This is a genomic window from Acinetobacter higginsii (genome assembly GCF_000369845.1).
Classification (GTDB): Bacteria; Pseudomonadota; Gammaproteobacteria; order Pseudomonadales; family Moraxellaceae; genus Acinetobacter; species Acinetobacter higginsii.
Genome location: NZ_KB850216.1, coordinates 23,145 through 38,440, shown reverse-complemented (window position 1 = coordinate 38,440; position 15,296 = coordinate 23,145). Strand labels below are relative to the sequence as shown.

The following is a 15,296-nucleotide window of genomic DNA, read 5'->3' as shown; positions in this document are numbered from 1 at the left end:
ATGACTCAAAATCAAACACATTCATCACAGCCACTGCTTGAGGTCAGTCAACTCACCCGTGAATTTCCTGCGGGTGAAGGCACCGTACAGATTCTCAAAGGCATTGATTTAAAAATTTATGCAGGTGAGTTGGTTGCGATTGTCGGGCAATCAGGTTCAGGTAAATCCACCTTGATGAACATCTTGGGTTGTCTTGATAAGCCCAGCGCAGGAAGTTACAAGGTCAATGGTAGAGAAACACGCCAATTAGAACCAGATGAACTGGCACAATTACGCCGTGAATATTTTGGTTTTATTTTCCAGCGTTATCACTTATTGGGTGATCTCAGTGCTTCAGGTAACGTTGAGGTTCCTGCAATTTATGCGGGTGTAGACAGCCATCTTCGCCAGGAACGTTCTGCCGAACTGTTATCCGAACTAGGGTTAGAAGAACGTTTGCATCATCGCCCAAGCCAGCTATCTGGTGGTCAGCAACAACGTGTGTCGATTGCACGTGCGTTGATGAATGGTGGTGATGTGATTCTTGCCGATGAACCCACAGGTGCATTGGATAAGAACAGTGGTATTGAGGTGATGCGCATTTTGCGTGAGCTGAATGCCAAAGGTCATACCATTATTCTGGTCACCCATGATCTCAATGTCGCCAAAAATGCGACCCGAATTATTGAGATCAGCGACGGTAATATTATTTCAGACCGTGCCAACACACCTGAGCATAATGATCCCGAACTTGAGCATCAAACCTTAGAGCGTAACCCGCAGAAGAAAACCTCTGCTTGGCGTTCGTTCTTCGACCGTCTTGGTGAAGCATTCCGCATGGCATTACTCGCCATGAATGCACACCGTATGCGGACTTTTTTGACCATGCTCGGGATTATTATTGGTATCGCATCCGTAGTTTCGGTGGTGGCGCTAGGCAATGGTTCACAGAAGCAAATTTTAGAAAATATTAGTAGTCTGGGCACCAATACCATTACCGTGTATCAAGGTCGTGGCTTTGGTGATAACTCACGGACCTCACAAGTCAAAACACTGGTTCCTGCCGATGCCGAGGCACTGGCCGAACAACCCTATGTCGATGGGGTTAGTCCTTCTGCCAATACCAGTTTAACCCTGCGTTATAAAGATACTGAGGCAGCGGCAACGGTGAATGGGGTCAGTTCTGATTTCTTCTATGTCCGTGGTATGACCTTTAAATCAGGACAGCCTTTCGATAAGGCAAGTGTGACTGAACGTGCCCAAGATGTGGTAATTGATACCAATACTGAAAAGACCTTCTTTGCAGATGGCACCAATCCTGTCGGTCAAGTGTTGCTATTAGGGAGTGTACCAAGTCGAATTATCGGCGTGATTGATGCCCAACAAGGCTTTATGGGAAATTCAGACAGCCTGAATGTTTATCTGCCCTACTCGACGGTCATGAGCCGTATGCTGGGGCAATCCAATGTACGTAGCATTATCGTGCGTATCAAAGATGAATACCCAAGTAGCGCGGCTGAAAACGCGATTCTGACCTTGCTGGAACAACGTCACGGCGCACAAGATGTGTTTACCCAAAACTCTGACAGTATTCGTGAAACTATTCAGCAAACCACTGCAACCATGACCCTGTTAATTTCTGCAATCGCTGTGATTTCTTTAGTCGTTGGCGGTATTGGGGTTATGAACATTATGCTGGTTTCTGTGACTGAACGAACCCAAGAGATTGGCGTACGCATGGCGGTTGGTGCTCGACAAAGTGACATTTTGCAGCAATTCCTGATTGAGGCGATTCTGGTCTGTTTACTGGGCGGTATCTTGGGTGTACTGCTATCTTTAGGCATTGGACAGATCATCGGACACTTTGCCAAAGGCATCATTGAAATGAGTTATTCGACCACTTCCATTGTTGCAGCTTTTGTCTGCTCAAGCATGATTGGTATTGTATTTGGCTTCTTGCCAGCACGAAATGCAGCACAACTCGATCCAGTTGCTGCTTTAGCGAGAGAATAACCAGCAAAAATTGATCTCAGAAGTAAGATACTCGGGAATGTCATCCGCAACCTGCGTGGTATCAACAAGATATTGTTTCTGTGAGAAGTTAGATAAATGAAAAAATAGAACAGGTTTTGCGGATGACGATGGTTTTGCCTACTTTTCCCGAAAGAAAAGTAGGTCGAGCCGAAGGCTTAAACTGGAAATGGATGAGAACTCGATAAGACACTGTCTCGATAATCATGCTCTTTCAAATTATTAAGGGAATGACGATCAATGTTATTCAAACAACATAAAATCGCACTTGCACTTTGTCTCAGCACATCCTTAGCTGGCTGTTCTGCTGTGGTTAAAACACCCTATAACGCACCAACCGTCCAAGTGCCACAGCAGTTCCAGTACGATGCACAAAAAAGTAAAAGTATCAATTTAACTGATCAATGGTGGACGCTATTTAACGATACCCAGTTGAATCACTTGGTCGATCAAGTGCTCGCTAAAAATAGTGATTTAAGCGTCGCAGGTATCACCCTGCAACAAGCCCGACTACAAGCAGGGCTCGCTGAAAATAAACAAGGAATTCGAACCAGTTCTAGCGTTTCAGCAGGTCATAATTATGATCTACGTTCTGGCGATGGCTCTGACCGTGGTTTATCGACTAGTGTTGGCGTCAGCTATGAGCTCGATTTATTTGGCAAGCTTGCCAGTCAAACTGAAGCAAGCCGATGGGAAGCCTTAGCCACTGAGCAAGATTTACAAGCGACTGCACAAAGTCTAGTTGGTACGACAGCAAAACTGTATTGGCAGTTAGGCTATCTGAATGAACGCTATCAAACCATTCAGCAAAATTTAGCCTCAACTCAAAAAACCTATTCTTTGGTGCAATCACAATACAAAGCAGGTGCGGTATCTGGTTTGGACCTCACCCAGGCTGAACAATCGGTGCAAAGCCAAAAAGCCAGTCTCAGTCAGATTGAACAACAGCGTGTTGAAGCACGAACTGCCCTTGCAGTCCTGCTGCATGAACCTGTACAACAACTGAATATTCAAGAGCCTGCGCAGTTACCTCGCAATGCCTTGCCGAATATCGCGGTCGGACTCCCTGCTGATATTTTATCGCGTCGCCCAGACCTACAAGCATATGAGTTACGCTTGCGCAAGACTTTAGCGAATAAGGATGCAACTAAAGCCAGCTATTATCCTTCGATTAATTTGACTGGGAATGTTGGCTCTTCCAGCACGTCTTTAACGCAACTGTTAAAGAATCCTGCTTTAACTTTGGGTGCGAGCCTGAGCCTACCCTTTCTTCAATATAATGATATGAAGAAAGACATTGCGATCAGTGATCTTGAATATGAAAAAGCCATTACCCAATATCGTCAAACGCTATACCAAGCTTTTGCCGATGTGGAAAATGCTTTATCCAATCGCACTCAACTCAATCAGCAAGTGCAGTTACAGCAACGTAATGTCGAGCTGGCAGATAAGACTGAACGTTTAACCGAAGTGCGTTATCGCAATGGTGCAATTGCCTTAAAGAACTTATTGGATGCGCAGGAAACCACACGTAATGCCCGACTCAGCTTGGTTGAAACCAAGCAGAATCAATACAATGCCTATGTGACCTTAATGCAAGCCATGGGTGGGAGTCCAGTTAAAGAGCTGCCGAAACAATAGTCCTAGTGCTATTGTTTTACTCTGTTATTCTTTCACCAGATCTGGATTATTCGGGATCTGGTGAATACATTTGATAAAGTGTTTTCCTTGATTCATCAGAATTAGCCGAAGATTTTATCGTCTACCTACATGAGTTCTTTAAAAAAAGAAAATATAATTCAGATTACAGAATGGAATTAATTATTGAGACTACCTCTAGCGGTAAAACCATATCTCGCTGGAAAGAAATTGACTCTAAAAAGGTAAGAGAAGTGCTTTCGTCATAAATACATACCAATATAAAATATTTAAATAAAATTTGACACGCGTAGCATTCGCTCAAAAATGAGATAAGAGAAAATCCTATGGCAGCATGGCAATTTAAAGTCTGCTTAATACCCAAAAGCTGGTTCGATACCAATGGGAAAGAAGTATCAAGCTTTTATAATTCAGAAGGTCATTATGATGTCTCTTTTACTTGGAAAAATTCAACAACAAATGGAGTAAAAGAAGAAATTATAAAATATTACCCATTATCTGAATCATGGCATGAAAACTTATTAAGTTTTGGTTGTAAAAAACGAACTGATGTTCAAGTATGGTATGAGAAAGGAAAGTTAGAAGATATTCAATTCCGAATAGATATCCGTGGTAATTTTATTTCAGATATTGAACAGATCATTGCTATTGCACAAAAGCTTTCTTGTGTATTTTTTATACCTGAACAAAAGTGCATAGTTGAGCCAAATATATTCGAAGTGATCAGTCATCTAAAAAAATCAAATGCGTATTTATTCGCTAAAGATCCTGAACAATGGTTTAACAGTATAGAAAAACATAATACGTGAGTTCAAAAGATGGCTTATATTTTCTAGAATTTCATCACGTTGTTAAAAAAACAAAGCCGCTATAAAAGCGGCTTTATCAAATAATTTAGAGCAATCTAATTATTCATCATCCATCATGCTTTGGCTCATACCAACCGTATTGAAACCACCATCGACATACATGATTTCACCAGTAATGCCTGAAGCCCACGGCGAGCACAGGAACAATGCTGCGTTGCCCACTTCTTCAATGGTCACATTACGTTTTAATGGTGCAATCTTTTCATTGGCATCTAACATTTTACGGAAAGATTTAATGCCTGATGCTGCCAAAGTACGGATTGGGCCAGCTGAAATTGCATTGACACGAATACCGTCTACACCCAAGCTTGATGCTAAATAACGAACACCCGCTTCAAGTGATGCTTTGGCCATTCCCATCACGTTATAGTTCGGCATCACACGCTCAGAACCTTGATAAGTCAAAGTCAATAAACAACCTTGGCGCGCTTGCAATAATGGTTTCGCTGCACGAGCCATCGCGATAAAACTATAGGCACTAATGTCATGTGCAATTTTAAAACCTTCACGGTCGGTCACATCAGTAAAGTCACCATCAAGCGTATGCGCTGGTGCAAAACCGATTGAATGTACCACACCGTCTAAACCATCCCAGTGTTTTGCCAATTCAACAAAGGCATTGTCAATTTCTGCGTCAACAGCAACATCACAAGGAAAAACCAGTGTTGAACCAAACTGTGCTGCAAAATCATCGACACGCTTTTTCAGCTTTTCATTTGGATAAGTAAACGCAAGCTCCGCACCTTCACGGTGTAACGCAGAAGCAATACCGAAAGCAATCGATAATTTACTTGCAATACCGGCAATTAAAAAACGTTTACCAGCTAAAAGTCCTTGTGACATCTTATTCTCACTCGAAAAATTTTCACCACATGATGCCAATATTCCGTCGCTTGCGGAATTGCATAATCCATCTTTTTTACAATCTTGCATAAAAAAATCGCCTTCAAGAGAAGACGATTGATATTTTATCTTGGTTTGAGCTTAGTCATCGCCACGAAGCAGACTGAGTAAACGCAAGAATGAATAATACATCCACACTAATGTTGCCAATAAGGCGATGGCACAGATCCATTCAAATGCCTTTGGTGCGCGTTGTGCAGCCGCATTTTCAATCAAGTCAAAATCCAAGATCAGATTTAATGAAGCAATCACCGCAACAAAGGCAGCAAAGCCAATACCCAACCAGTTGCTTTCAAAGATATAAGGAATACTTGAACCAAAAGCCAAACGTAAAATGATTTGCACCACAAATACCAAGGCAATGGCAATCGAGGCAGAAATCACAACCGCTTTAAACTTTTCAGTGGCACGAATCACTTGGAATTTATATAAGGCAAATAAAACCAATGTGGTCACGAAAGTCGCAAGCAATGCTTGTAAAGGAACACCTGGATATTTCAACTGGAAAATAAACGATACGCCACCTAAAAACGCCCCTTCAAATAAGGCATAAGGAATGGCTAAAGCTGGTGCAGTATTGGATTTAAATGTGGTAATCAAGGCAAGGATTAAACCACCGACTGCGCCAATAATTGTTGCAGCATAGGCAATCGAAAGATTTGCTGTCATCGCACAGTAGAAAAATAAGGCCATACCTAGAACGGCAGCAATCACGGTTAGAAGTACAGATTTTTGGATCGCACCCTGAATGCTCATTGGCTCTGCCAAATCTTGATAGGTTTCTACCCGTGTTAAAATAGGGTTAGTACTTTGCATGTACGCTCTCTTTTTTATAGTTTGCAATTAAACATCGAGTTTAAGCGATTTTTTGAGCAAGCCCAAATTTTTTCACGCATTAAAAAAAGGAGCCTCAGCTCCTTTTATGTATTACCCAATAATCGATTACTTATCGTTATTCATGATAAAAAAGTATTCGCGGTAGTATTTCAATTCTGCAATCGAATCACGGATGTCATCCATCGCCAAGTGAGATGCATTTTTCTTTAAACCACTCATAATTTCAGGTCTCCAGCGTTTCGCTAACTCTTTCACCGAAGACACATCTAAATTACGATAATGGAAGAATTGTTCCAATTCAGGCATCAAACGATGCAAGAAACGGCGATCTTGGCAAATCGAGTTACCACACATTGGTGATGATTTTGGACTCACCCATTTCTTTAAGAACTCAAGGGTTTGCTGTTCAGCATCTTGAGCCTTAAGTTTACTACGGCGTACCCGCTCAATCAGACCCGACTGGCCATGTTGCTTGGTATTCCACTCATCCATCGCATTTAGAATCAAATCAGATTGATGTACCGCTAAAACAGGTCCTTCAGCCAAGATATTCAAATGGTCATCTGTAATAATTGTTGCAATTTCAATAATCTTGTCGTTATCGGTATCAAGACCTGTCATTTCCAGATCGATCCAAATTAATCGTGTATCAGGGGTGCTACTCATGGATGGCGATTCTAAAGTGCTTAAAAACATCAATAGTAGCAAATTAATTACATCTTGGCTGTAATTCTATAGTGGCTTCGTGCTATTTTTGCGGTCTTCAAAGTGTGGATTTTTTGGGATATGAATGGCTTTAATTCGTAAGCGTCGTTTAACCGAACAACAGCAGCGTCGTATTGAGAAACAGCATAAATCACGTCAAGACGACATTGACACATCGCAAGATTTAGATGGACTGGTTGTTCAGCATTATGGTCGTCAACTCGAAGTACAAGCTTTATCTGTGCCTGAACAGCACCCTGAAAAACCACAAGTGGCTGAAGGTGAGCCAGAACCGTTCTGGAAACCGATTGAACTCGACAGTGTTTGGCGTTGTCATACCCGTACCAACCTAGAACTTTTGGTCACAGGCGATCGAGTTAAATGGCAGGCTGATCCAATTACGGGCTTGGGCATTATCACGGCGATTTATCCAAGACAATCTTTACTGACTCGCCCCGACCGTTATCACAAAGTGAAACCCGTCGCAGCCAATATCAGTTTGATTGTGATTGTATTTGCACCTTTACCAGAACCTGCACCCACATTGATTGACCGCTATCTGGTCGCTTGTGCCGATGCCAATATTCCAGCACTGTTAGTCCTGAATAAATCAGATTTACTGACTGAAAATGACCCGATTCTCACCTTGCTCAGTGAATATGAATCTTTAGGTTATGAAACCTTGATTTGTCATTCGCAAGGTGACTTATCTGTGCTTTCAAACCGCATTGATAATGAAACGGTGGCTTTCGTGGGGCAGTCAGGTGTTGGAAAAAGCTCACTGATCAATACCATCGTTCCCGATGCGGCCCAGAAAACCAATATCATTTCTGAGAACTCGGCACTGGGTCAGCACACAACAACATCGACACGTTTGATTAAATTTGGAACAAACGGTGCGTTGATTGATTCCCCAGGAATCCGTGAATTTGGGCTGTGGCATCTCAGTTTAGAAAAGGTTCGTACCGGTTTTCCAGAGATTGAAGCGCATTTAGGGCTATGCCAGTTCCGTAACTGCACCCATACCCATGAGAAAAATTGTGCGCTGAAACAAGCGGTTGATGCTGGCGAAATTTTGCCGCGCCGTTTAGACAGCTATTTACGTTTACTGGATGAAATTCAGGAAGCACAGCAAAAAAGTTAATTTTCTTCGCTGCTTGCCCTTGAACTAAAGATTTTGATCACCATTGAGATAAGTTATACTCAGGGTCAATTTTGATTTTAACTTTAGGTGACTTGTGGAACGCTGGTTAGAGTTTATGGGGAATCACCCCTTCTTATTTGGTGCGCTCGGCGTGTTAATCGTGTTGTTCTTTATTTTAGAAGGGCAACGCAATGGTCGTAAAATTTCACCACAATCTCTAGGTATTTTGGTCAAGGCAAAAAATGCCATCTTGATCGACTTACGTGATGGAAAAGATTTCCGTGATGGACACATCAGTGGCAGTCGTAACATTCCATACAGCCAGATTACAAGTCATATCGATGAATTAAAAGCAAGTGATCGTCCACTGGTCTTCATTTGTAACTTAGGTCAGGTTGCAGGCTCAGCATTGCAGAAAGTTGGTCATACCGACAGCTACCGCTTAGACGGCGGTATTAGCAACTGGAAAGCTCAAGGCTTACCTTTAGTGAAAAGCAAAACCAAAGCTTAAGGAGAGATAAAATGACTACGCAAAACGTCACCATTTATTCAACGCTTTCTTGCCCATATTGCGTACGCGCAAAACAATTACTTGAGCGTAAAGGCGTTGCTTATAAAGAAATTAATCTTTCTAATGAAGCACCAGAAGTTCGTCTTGAGTTAATGCAACGTACCAATCACCGTACTGTGCCGCAAATTTTTATCAAAGACCAATTTATTGGCGGTTTTGATCAACTTTATGCTTTAGAGCGTGAAGGGAAACTCGACCAATTATTAGCTTAACAACATCTAAATCCAAGATTTAAGGAAAAACAATGAGCGAAGAACAAGTTCAACCACAACTCGCGTTAGAACGTATCTATACCAAAGACATTTCTTTTGAAGTTCCAGGTGCACAAGTTTTTACCAAGCAATGGCAACCTGAACTGAACATCAATTTATCTTCTGCAGCAGAAAAAATTGATCCAACTCACTACGAAGTGTCTTTAAAAGTTGTGGTTCAAGCAAACAACGAAAATGAAACTGCGTTCATCGTTGATGTAACTCAATCAGGGATTTTCTTGGTTGATGGTGTAGAAGAAGATCGCCTCCCATACATCTTAGGTGCTTACTGCCCAAATATCTTGTTCCCGTTCTTACGTGAAGCGGTCAATGATTTAGTGACTAAAGGTAGCTTCCCGCAATTGCTGCTTACACCAATCAACTTTGATGCTGAATTTGAAGCAAACATGCAACGCCTACAAGCGGATGCAGATGCGCAAGGTCAAGCATAAGGCTTTAGCCTTGAATCAAAAAAACCACAGCAACTGCTGTGGTTTTTTTATCATAATAAAAAAGATCCGAATAAAACGAGAATAAACCATGACCACAACACTTTATCCGCTATGCCAACAGGTCTTTCCTGAACTAACACAGGTTCCTCATCCTGCTCATGCACACGATTTTCATCAATTTATCAATTGGGCCAACACCTTACATTCCAACATTCAATATGTTGAGTTAAAAGAATACTATGACAATGACACCGACAAGTGCTATCAACTACAACAAGCCCAAGTCGATATTGAACAACTGAATAATCGTATTGAAGCTGAGGTTGAACAAGTCTTCGCTGAATATGCAGAGAGCGCTCCAGAACAGCAGAATGAAATTGATTTTGCTGAACATATCTATGCGATTTTATTTGACAATATCTATGCGGTTGCAGAACAACATGGTCTGGCCTTGCTGCTGATCTCGAATGAAAATCCTTATTGGATGCTGGTTCCCGACCAAACTCAGCAGATTAATCACCTGATTGAGGCTTTTAATGCAACGTTTTCAGATGTTGAGCTCTATCACTATGTTTAATATTGAGTAGCCTTATTCCACAATGGTTCTAAAAGTCAGATTCACCCGTGCCATACTGACTTTTTTGGTCGGCGGTAGGCGATGCAACCAATAGGTCTGCGTGGTGTCTTTCATCACCAATAAGCTACCATGTTCTAAATAAAGTTCGACTTTTTCTTTGCTCTGCTTATGTTTAAATGCAAATTTACGCTCAGCACCAAAACTAAATGAGGCAATCGCGCCATCTTTTTTTAAATCCGTTTCACCATCGCTATGCCACGCCATCCCCTCTTCACCGCTATGGTAAAGATTGAGCAAACAAGAGTTGAATGTCTCCATCGTTAAACTTTCGGCCAGTTGTTTTAACTCCAGTAATTCCTGTGTCCACGGCAAAGCATATTTATTCATATTGGAATAGGTATATTCAAAGCGTCGATCTCCATACCACGCTACTTTACGTTTAGTCGTCAATAACTTTCCAAAGATCAGTGCCTGATCATTTTCCCATGCAATGGTCTGCATCAGTTGATCAAAATAATGATCTGCCGCTGCGGTCTGCACCACTTTGCCGTAGTACTGTACCGTGCCGTCATAAGGCAAATGATTCTGACTTGGATCAGCTTCAATATCAAATAGTTGCATCTTTCCACTTCTTATAGGCTTGCTGCATACAATGTCCACATGGTCGGAAACTTTGTGCAATTGCTTCTTGCTCATCGACAAAAAATACCCGATTGTTTTTCAGCATGCGCTTCCCTGAAGCACAGGTCAATCTGCCATAAATTTTAAGCTGTGCATTCCCAGCATACAAAATTTCCTGCTGTTTCAGTTTCAGATGCAGCTCGGTCTGAGTTAAATCGCAATGCCGCCACATCTGACTAACTCACCGCATCATGGAAAATGATGCCTAAGCTATAACGCTCCCCTTGATGAATTGGGCTGACACCATGTTTCATCTGCACCCGATAATAGCCTTGACTGCCTTTTTCAGGCTTAAATTGGGTGGTGAAAATCAACAGATCACCCTGCTGTGGCTGCATCACCATAGCCTTAGATTGAGCCCTAGGAGTTTGTTGGCTAAAAACCAATTCTCCGCCACTAAAATCCACATTCGGCTGACTCAATACAATCACCAACTGTATCGGGAAATACACCTCACCATATAAGTCCTGATGAAGCGTATTAAAGCCGCCTTGTCCATATTTCAAAATCAGTGGTGTTGCCAACGTTTGTCCCTGTTGATGGCACTGCTGTAGAAATTCAGGATGAAAGGATGGAAAGGAGTGTTCTAACTTCAGCACCCGAAACCATGCATTGGCAATTGGTACCAAATAGGGATAGATCTCATGCCGTATCCGCTCAATCAGATTCGGTAAAGGGTAGGTAAAATATTTATATTCACCTCGACCAAAACGATAACGCTGCATCTCTACGGTTTTACGATACAGTTCGGTTTGCGGATATGCCTGTTTCAGCATCTCACATAGCTCGGTCGATAGAACCTGCTCAATCAGGGCAAAGCCCTGTTGATGCATTTGCTCAGTGATGGCCTCCCAATCCGCAGCTTGAATCTTGTCAATCACGGTTTGGATTTGTGTCAATTCAGATGGCTGCATGGGTTTGTACACCTTCCCAACCGATCAATGCTGTTTTACGCAATGTTCCCCACTCGTAACCACCAAAAGCACCTGTAGACTGAATCACTCTATGACACGGAATCAGGAATGCCACAGGATTACTACCAATGGCGGTGCCGACCGCTCGTGCAGCTTTGGGATGCTCAATCGCCTTGGCCAACTCCCCATAAGTCGAGAGCTGCCCCATCGGAATCTTGAGCAGACTTTGCCATACTTTAAGCTGAAACTCGGTGCCTTTTAAATGCAGTTTAATCTCTGCCAGTTGAGGTTGATCCTTTTGAAATAAGGCTAAGGCACTTTGTTGAAATGCATCACTCTGTTCAATAATCACAGCCTGAGGAAATTGTGCGGTTAACTGCTGCAAAGCATCAGCCCGATTATCCACAAAACTCAGTGCACAAATACCTTTATGTGTGGATGCAATCAGTACTTCACCAAACAAGGTCTCTGCGAATTGATAATGAATCGTCAGGCTCTGTCCACCATGTTTATATTCGGCTGGGGTCATCCCTTCAATCTGAATAAACAGATCATGCAATCGACTGGTACTGGACAGACCTGTGGCAAAGGTTGCATCAAAAATACTGCCCTGCTCTTGCTTTAAAATCTTCTTGGCATGTTCAACACTAATATATTGCAAAAACTTTTTCGGACTAGTACCGACCCATTCAGTAAATAAACGCTGAAAATGTGCAGGACTTAGATGAATATGCGCAGCGACCTCATCCAATTGTGGCTGTTGCTGAAAGTTCTGTTGAATATAGTCAATCGCTTGAGCAATACGCTCATAATTACGTTGTTGTGAGGACATATCATCACCTCTCATCATTCATGTTTTCACTGTAGCAACTTTGCCATTCCATGAAAATCTGAATCATGCTCAGTCTCAGCTTTATGCTCTGCCAGCCTAAGTCCCAATAAAAAAGCCGTACTTCTTGAAGTACAGCTCTATCATGTCGATGAACGACCTTTATCGCTTAATGGGTGTAATATTTATGCCCTTGGTCACGTAACTCGGCAATCTTTTTGCCTTGCTTCTTAGCATCATCCAGCTTGCCCGCTTGAACCAGCAATTTGGCTTTATCAATTTCTACAATAATTTGGTCAAATAAAGCGGTAGAGGCTGGCACTTTTTCAGTGGTATTCGGCGCCAATTTATACTGTTTAGAATGGGTCGCAGCAGCACGCATATTATCCAAAGCTGAGGTTGCCGCTTGAGGGGTTGCCGCTTGGTTAAACGCTTTATAATTCTTGCCCAGCGTTTTCATGTCATCTTCTAAACCCGCAGCCATTGCCGTATGGCTAAATGCAAACGCGGATAACATCACAACGGTGGCTAAAGTTTTTTTAATCATTAGGATATCCTATCAAAAACTGTGGCTATGCTTAATTTCTTGACGCAAAACATCGTGCTTTAACTTTAGAGCATCAATGGCAATTGCTGATTTAGCATACATAAAAAATGCAACGAAATCGTTGCATTTTGATAAAAAAGATCGCGTTTAGACTTTATAGGCGACGGCGTAAAGCATCGGCAATCGACTCAACCAACTGCTGCGAAATCTCTTGTTTTGATGCCTTTTCCAACTCACGCTTTTTCATGTGATAAGACTGAGCAAAGAACACGGTCATGGCATTTTCATCTGAGGCAAAACCGATATCTGGACGTGACACATCATTACAGGCAATCATGTCCAGTTTTTTCGCCACCAGTTTACCCGCAGCGTATTCTTCGACATTTTGCGTTTCAGCAGCAAAGCCAACCATGAATGGACGTTGTTCCTGCTGTGCAATGGTCGCTACGATATCAGGATTTTTGACCAAAGCCACCGCGAGCTCATCACCTGCTTTTTTAATCTTATGCTCAGCCACTTGTGCCACACGATAATCCGCCACAGCTGCCGTTGCAATAAAGATGTCACAGCCATCTTTGAGTTGATTCATACTGACATCAAGCATCTGCATTGCAGAACTGACATTCATACGTTGCACACCATTCGGCGTATCCAAGCTAACAGGACCAGCCACCAAGGTGACTTTTGCCCCTGCTGCATAACACGCCGCTGCCAGAGCAAAGCCCATTTTGCCAGTGCTGTGGTTGGAAATATAACGTACAGGGTCAATCGCTTCACGCGTTGGCCCAGCGGTAATGGTGACGCGCTTGCCTGCCAGTAAACCAAATTTTTCAGCCAAGGCACGTTGTGCTTTATGGAAATAGGCTGCAACTTGACGAGCCAAATCTTCGGGCTCAGGCATACGGCCTAGACCCACATCGCCGCAGGCTTGCTCGCCTGCATCTGGCATGATCACATGAACGCCATCTTCAACCAAGGTTTGCAAATTGCGCTGTGTGGCTTTTGCTGCCCACATTTGCTGATTCATGGCCGGTGCAACCCAAACAGGTGCTTTGGTTGCCAAATATAAAGTGCTGAGCAGATCATCTGCCAAGCCATTGGCAAATTTTGCAATGCTGTCACAGCTGGCAGGTGCCACCAGAACCAAATCGGCCCAACGTGCCAATTCAATATGTCCCATGCCTGCTTCGGCTTCAGGATCAAGCAATTCGGTATGCACAGGATTGCCTGAAAGTGCTTGAAAAGTAAGTGGGGTAATAAATGCTTGTGCGCCATGGGTCATGACCACGCGGACATCAAAACCGAAATCTTTTAAACGGCGCACCAAGATGGCACTTTTATAGGCAGCAATACCACCCGTAACCGCTAATATAATGTTTTTATGGGGAATAACACTTAGATCGAAGCTCACAAACAGGATACCTTACTGTTGCAGTGGCGCTCACAATAGCATTAAATAAGTGGATACCCAAGTAGCACCCTCAACATTTCAGCACGGACGATGATCGAAAATCGTGTTGACATGACGCAATATAAAAGGAAAAGACGCGCAATTATTTTTGCCCGTTAAAAAAATAATCACAATAAAATCAAAAGGAAATTGACGGTTGAATCAATCTATTAAAACTTGGCCTGAACAAGAGCGCCCAAGAGAACGACTTTTATCCCAAGGACCGCAAAGCTTATCCGATGCGGAACTGTTGGCGATTTTTCTGCGTTCAGGCTCAAAACAGCACTCTGCGGTGGAATTGGCGCGTCTTTTGATTCAACATTTTGGCGGACTTAATTTGATATTTGATGCCAATTTTGAAGATTTATCACAATTTAATGGTATTGCCTCCACCAAATATGCGCAGCTGATGGCGGTAAAGGAACTTGGACGGCGTTATCTGAATAATCATTTCCAGCAACAACGACTTTGTCTGGATACTTCAACCCTGGTGCTCGACTATTTACGTTATGAACTGCAAGGTGAAAAACAGGAAATTTTTGCGGTACTGTGTTTGGATGCCGAACTCAGAAAATTGCATTTTAAAAAGCTGTTCTTTGGCTCCCATCATTCCTGCGCTGTTTCACTGAATCAAACCTTACGCTATGCCCTGCAACAACAGGCCTGTCAAATCGTGGTAGCACACAACCATCCCTATGGCACTGCCCAACCATCGACCGAAGATATTTATCTGACCCAACAACTCAAACAAGCCTGCAAACTGCTGGAAATTCACCTGATCGATCATTTTATTATTTCGCCAGAAGGCTATTTTTCATTTTCTGAACAACAACTACTCAACCCTATTAAAACCAAGCAATCTCGCCTTGACAAAGCTTAAATCAAACAGGAATATCA

At 42.6% G+C, this 15,296-nt stretch carries 18 protein-coding genes; 9 read left to right on the top strand and 9 right to left on the bottom strand.

Annotated features, from left to right (window positions below):
- The 3 genes from F885_RS06675 (at nucleotide 1) to F885_RS06685 (ending at nucleotide 4,478) form a co-directional block, all read left to right on the top strand.
- Nucleotides 1-1,992, top strand: coding sequence for a MacB family efflux pump subunit (locus tag F885_RS06675; RefSeq protein WP_005319250.1), 1,992 nt, complete (start codon nucleotides 1-3; stop codon nucleotides 1,990-1,992).
- A 258-nt stretch (nucleotides 1,993-2,250) separates the two neighbouring features.
- Nucleotides 2,251-3,651 (top strand): efflux transporter outer membrane subunit, encoded by a 1,401-nt coding sequence (locus tag F885_RS06680; protein WP_005319247.1) that lies wholly within the window; start codon nucleotides 2,251-2,253, stop codon nucleotides 3,649-3,651.
- Between the two features lie 344 nt (nucleotides 3,652-3,995).
- Nucleotides 3,996-4,478, top strand: coding sequence for a hypothetical protein (locus F885_RS06685; protein ID WP_005319245.1), 483 nt, complete (start codon nucleotides 3,996-3,998; stop codon nucleotides 4,476-4,478).
- Nucleotides 4,479-4,577: 99 nt separating this feature from the next.
- On the opposite strand, the gene F885_RS06690 is transcribed toward F885_RS06685, so the two are convergent.
- The 3 genes from F885_RS06690 to orn form a co-directional block, all read right to left on the bottom strand.
- A complete protein-coding gene (locus tag F885_RS06690) occupies nucleotides 4,578-5,381 on the bottom strand; it encodes an enoyl-ACP reductase FabI (RefSeq protein WP_005184938.1) in 804 nt (267 codons plus the stop codon).
- Between the two features lie 141 nt (nucleotides 5,382-5,522).
- Nucleotides 5,523-6,257: a Bax inhibitor-1/YccA family protein gene (locus tag F885_RS06695; protein WP_005319241.1), complete on the bottom strand. Its 735-nt coding sequence runs from the start codon at nucleotides 6,255-6,257 to the stop codon at nucleotides 5,523-5,525.
- Nucleotides 6,258-6,383: 126 nt separating this feature from the next.
- Nucleotides 6,384-6,944, bottom strand: coding sequence for an oligoribonuclease (gene orn, locus F885_RS06700; protein ID WP_005184949.1), 561 nt, complete (start codon nucleotides 6,942-6,944; stop codon nucleotides 6,384-6,386).
- A gap of 124 nt (nucleotides 6,945-7,068) precedes the next feature.
- Here orn and rsgA point away from each other — a divergent pair, with 124 nt between their 5' ends.
- The 5 genes from rsgA to F885_RS06725 all read left to right on the top strand — a co-directional run bounded on the left by rsgA (nucleotide 7,069) and on the right by F885_RS06725 (nucleotide 9,978).
- Nucleotides 7,069-8,127, top strand: coding sequence for a ribosome small subunit-dependent GTPase A (rsgA, locus tag F885_RS06705; RefSeq protein ID WP_005319238.1), 1,059 nt, complete (start codon nucleotides 7,069-7,071; stop codon nucleotides 8,125-8,127).
- Between the two features lie 94 nt (nucleotides 8,128-8,221).
- On the top strand, nucleotides 8,222-8,638 hold the full coding sequence (locus F885_RS06710) for a rhodanese-like domain-containing protein (protein ID WP_005319236.1): 417 nt from the start codon (nucleotides 8,222-8,224) through the stop codon (nucleotides 8,636-8,638).
- An 11-nt stretch (nucleotides 8,639-8,649) separates the two neighbouring features.
- Complete coding sequence (grxC, locus tag F885_RS06715; protein WP_004804307.1) at nucleotides 8,650-8,910, top strand: glutaredoxin 3; 261 nt, start codon at nucleotides 8,650-8,652, stop codon at nucleotides 8,908-8,910.
- Nucleotides 8,911-8,942: 32 nt separating this feature from the next.
- Nucleotides 8,943-9,401, top strand: coding sequence for a protein-export chaperone SecB (gene secB, locus F885_RS06720; RefSeq protein ID WP_004655889.1), 459 nt, complete (start codon nucleotides 8,943-8,945; stop codon nucleotides 9,399-9,401).
- An 88-nt stretch (nucleotides 9,402-9,489) separates the two neighbouring features.
- Nucleotides 9,490-9,978, top strand: coding sequence for a hypothetical protein (locus F885_RS06725; RefSeq protein WP_005319232.1), 489 nt, complete (start codon nucleotides 9,490-9,492; stop codon nucleotides 9,976-9,978).
- 12 nt (nucleotides 9,979-9,990) lie between these two features.
- Here F885_RS06725 and F885_RS06730 read toward each other — a convergent pair whose 3' ends face one another.
- The 6 genes from F885_RS06730 to coaBC all read right to left on the bottom strand — a co-directional run bounded on the left by F885_RS06730 (nucleotide 9,991) and on the right by coaBC (nucleotide 14,360).
- Nucleotides 9,991-10,599, bottom strand: coding sequence for an alpha-ketoglutarate-dependent dioxygenase AlkB family protein (locus F885_RS06730; protein WP_005319229.1), 609 nt, complete (start codon nucleotides 10,597-10,599; stop codon nucleotides 9,991-9,993).
- Entirely contained in the window at nucleotides 10,586-10,831 is a 246-nt protein-coding gene (locus F885_RS06735) for an Ada metal-binding domain-containing protein (RefSeq protein ID WP_005319226.1), read from the bottom strand. The genes F885_RS06730 and F885_RS06735 overlap by 14 nt, the downstream gene beginning before the upstream one ends.
- A gap of 4 nt (nucleotides 10,832-10,835) precedes the next feature.
- Nucleotides 10,836-11,573 carry a 2OG-Fe(II) oxygenase gene (locus tag F885_RS06740; protein ID WP_005319223.1) on the bottom strand — a complete coding sequence of 246 codons (738 nt, stop codon included), beginning with the start codon at nucleotides 11,571-11,573 and terminating at the stop codon, nucleotides 10,836-10,838.
- Nucleotides 11,560-12,405 (bottom strand): methylated-DNA--[protein]-cysteine S-methyltransferase, encoded by an 846-nt coding sequence (locus F885_RS06745; protein ID WP_005319221.1) that lies wholly within the window; start codon nucleotides 12,403-12,405, stop codon nucleotides 11,560-11,562. Before F885_RS06745 ends, F885_RS06740 begins: the two co-directional genes overlap by 14 nt.
- A gap of 166 nt (nucleotides 12,406-12,571) precedes the next feature.
- Nucleotides 12,572-12,949 (bottom strand): cytochrome b562, encoded by a 378-nt coding sequence (locus F885_RS06750; protein WP_005319218.1) that lies wholly within the window; start codon nucleotides 12,947-12,949, stop codon nucleotides 12,572-12,574.
- A gap of 154 nt (nucleotides 12,950-13,103) precedes the next feature.
- The gene (coaBC, locus tag F885_RS06755) at nucleotides 13,104-14,360 is read right to left on the bottom strand and encodes a bifunctional phosphopantothenoylcysteine decarboxylase/phosphopantothenate--cysteine ligase CoaBC (RefSeq protein ID WP_005319215.1); all 1,257 of its coding nucleotides are present in this window, start codon (nucleotides 14,358-14,360) and stop codon (nucleotides 13,104-13,106) included.
- Nucleotides 14,361-14,556: 196 nt separating this feature from the next.
- On the opposite strand from coaBC, the gene radC reads away from it, so the two are divergent.
- Nucleotides 14,557-15,279, top strand: a complete 723-nt coding sequence (radC, locus tag F885_RS06760) for a RadC family protein (protein WP_005319212.1) — start codon at nucleotides 14,557-14,559, stop codon at nucleotides 15,277-15,279.
- Nucleotides 15,280-15,296: the final 17 nt, after the last annotated feature.

What these genes read in the sequence shown, in the direction of transcription:
- F885_RS06675 (WP_005319250.1), top strand. Translation starts at nt 1, where the DNA reads ATGACTCAAAATCAAACACATTCATCACAGCCACTGCTTGAGGTCAGT.
- F885_RS06680 (WP_005319247.1), top strand. Translation starts at nt 2,251, where the DNA reads ATGTTATTCAAACAACATAAAATCGCACTTGCACTTTGTCTCAGCACA.
- F885_RS06685 (WP_005319245.1), top strand. Translation starts at nt 3,996, where the DNA reads ATGGCAGCATGGCAATTTAAAGTCTGCTTAATACCCAAAAGCTGGTTC.
- F885_RS06690 (WP_005184938.1), bottom strand. Translation starts at nt 5,381, where the DNA reads ATGTCACAAGGACTTTTAGCTGGTAAACGTTTTTTAATTGCCGGTATT.
- F885_RS06695 (WP_005319241.1), bottom strand. Translation starts at nt 6,257, where the DNA reads ATGCAAAGTACTAACCCTATTTTAACACGGGTAGAAACCTATCAAGAT.
- orn (WP_005184949.1), bottom strand. Translation starts at nt 6,944, where the DNA reads ATGAGTAGCACCCCTGATACACGATTAATTTGGATCGATCTGGAAATG.
- rsgA (WP_005319238.1), top strand. Translation starts at nt 7,069, where the DNA reads ATGGCTTTAATTCGTAAGCGTCGTTTAACCGAACAACAGCAGCGTCGT.
- grxC (WP_004804307.1), top strand. Translation starts at nt 8,650, where the DNA reads ATGACTACGCAAAACGTCACCATTTATTCAACGCTTTCTTGCCCATAT.
- secB (WP_004655889.1), top strand. Translation starts at nt 8,943, where the DNA reads ATGAGCGAAGAACAAGTTCAACCACAACTCGCGTTAGAACGTATCTAT.
- F885_RS06725 (WP_005319232.1), top strand. Translation starts at nt 9,490, where the DNA reads ATGACCACAACACTTTATCCGCTATGCCAACAGGTCTTTCCTGAACTA.
- F885_RS06730 (WP_005319229.1), bottom strand. Translation starts at nt 10,599, where the DNA reads ATGCAACTATTTGATATTGAAGCTGATCCAAGTCAGAATCATTTGCCT.
- F885_RS06735 (WP_005319226.1), bottom strand. Translation starts at nt 10,831, where the DNA reads ATGTGGCGGCATTGCGATTTAACTCAGACCGAGCTGCATCTGAAACTG.
- F885_RS06740 (WP_005319223.1), bottom strand. Translation starts at nt 11,573, where the DNA reads ATGCAGCCATCTGAATTGACACAAATCCAAACCGTGATTGACAAGATT.
- F885_RS06745 (WP_005319221.1), bottom strand. Translation starts at nt 12,405, where the DNA reads ATGTCCTCACAACAACGTAATTATGAGCGTATTGCTCAAGCGATTGAC.
- F885_RS06750 (WP_005319218.1), bottom strand. Translation starts at nt 12,949, where the DNA reads ATGATTAAAAAAACTTTAGCCACCGTTGTGATGTTATCCGCGTTTGCA.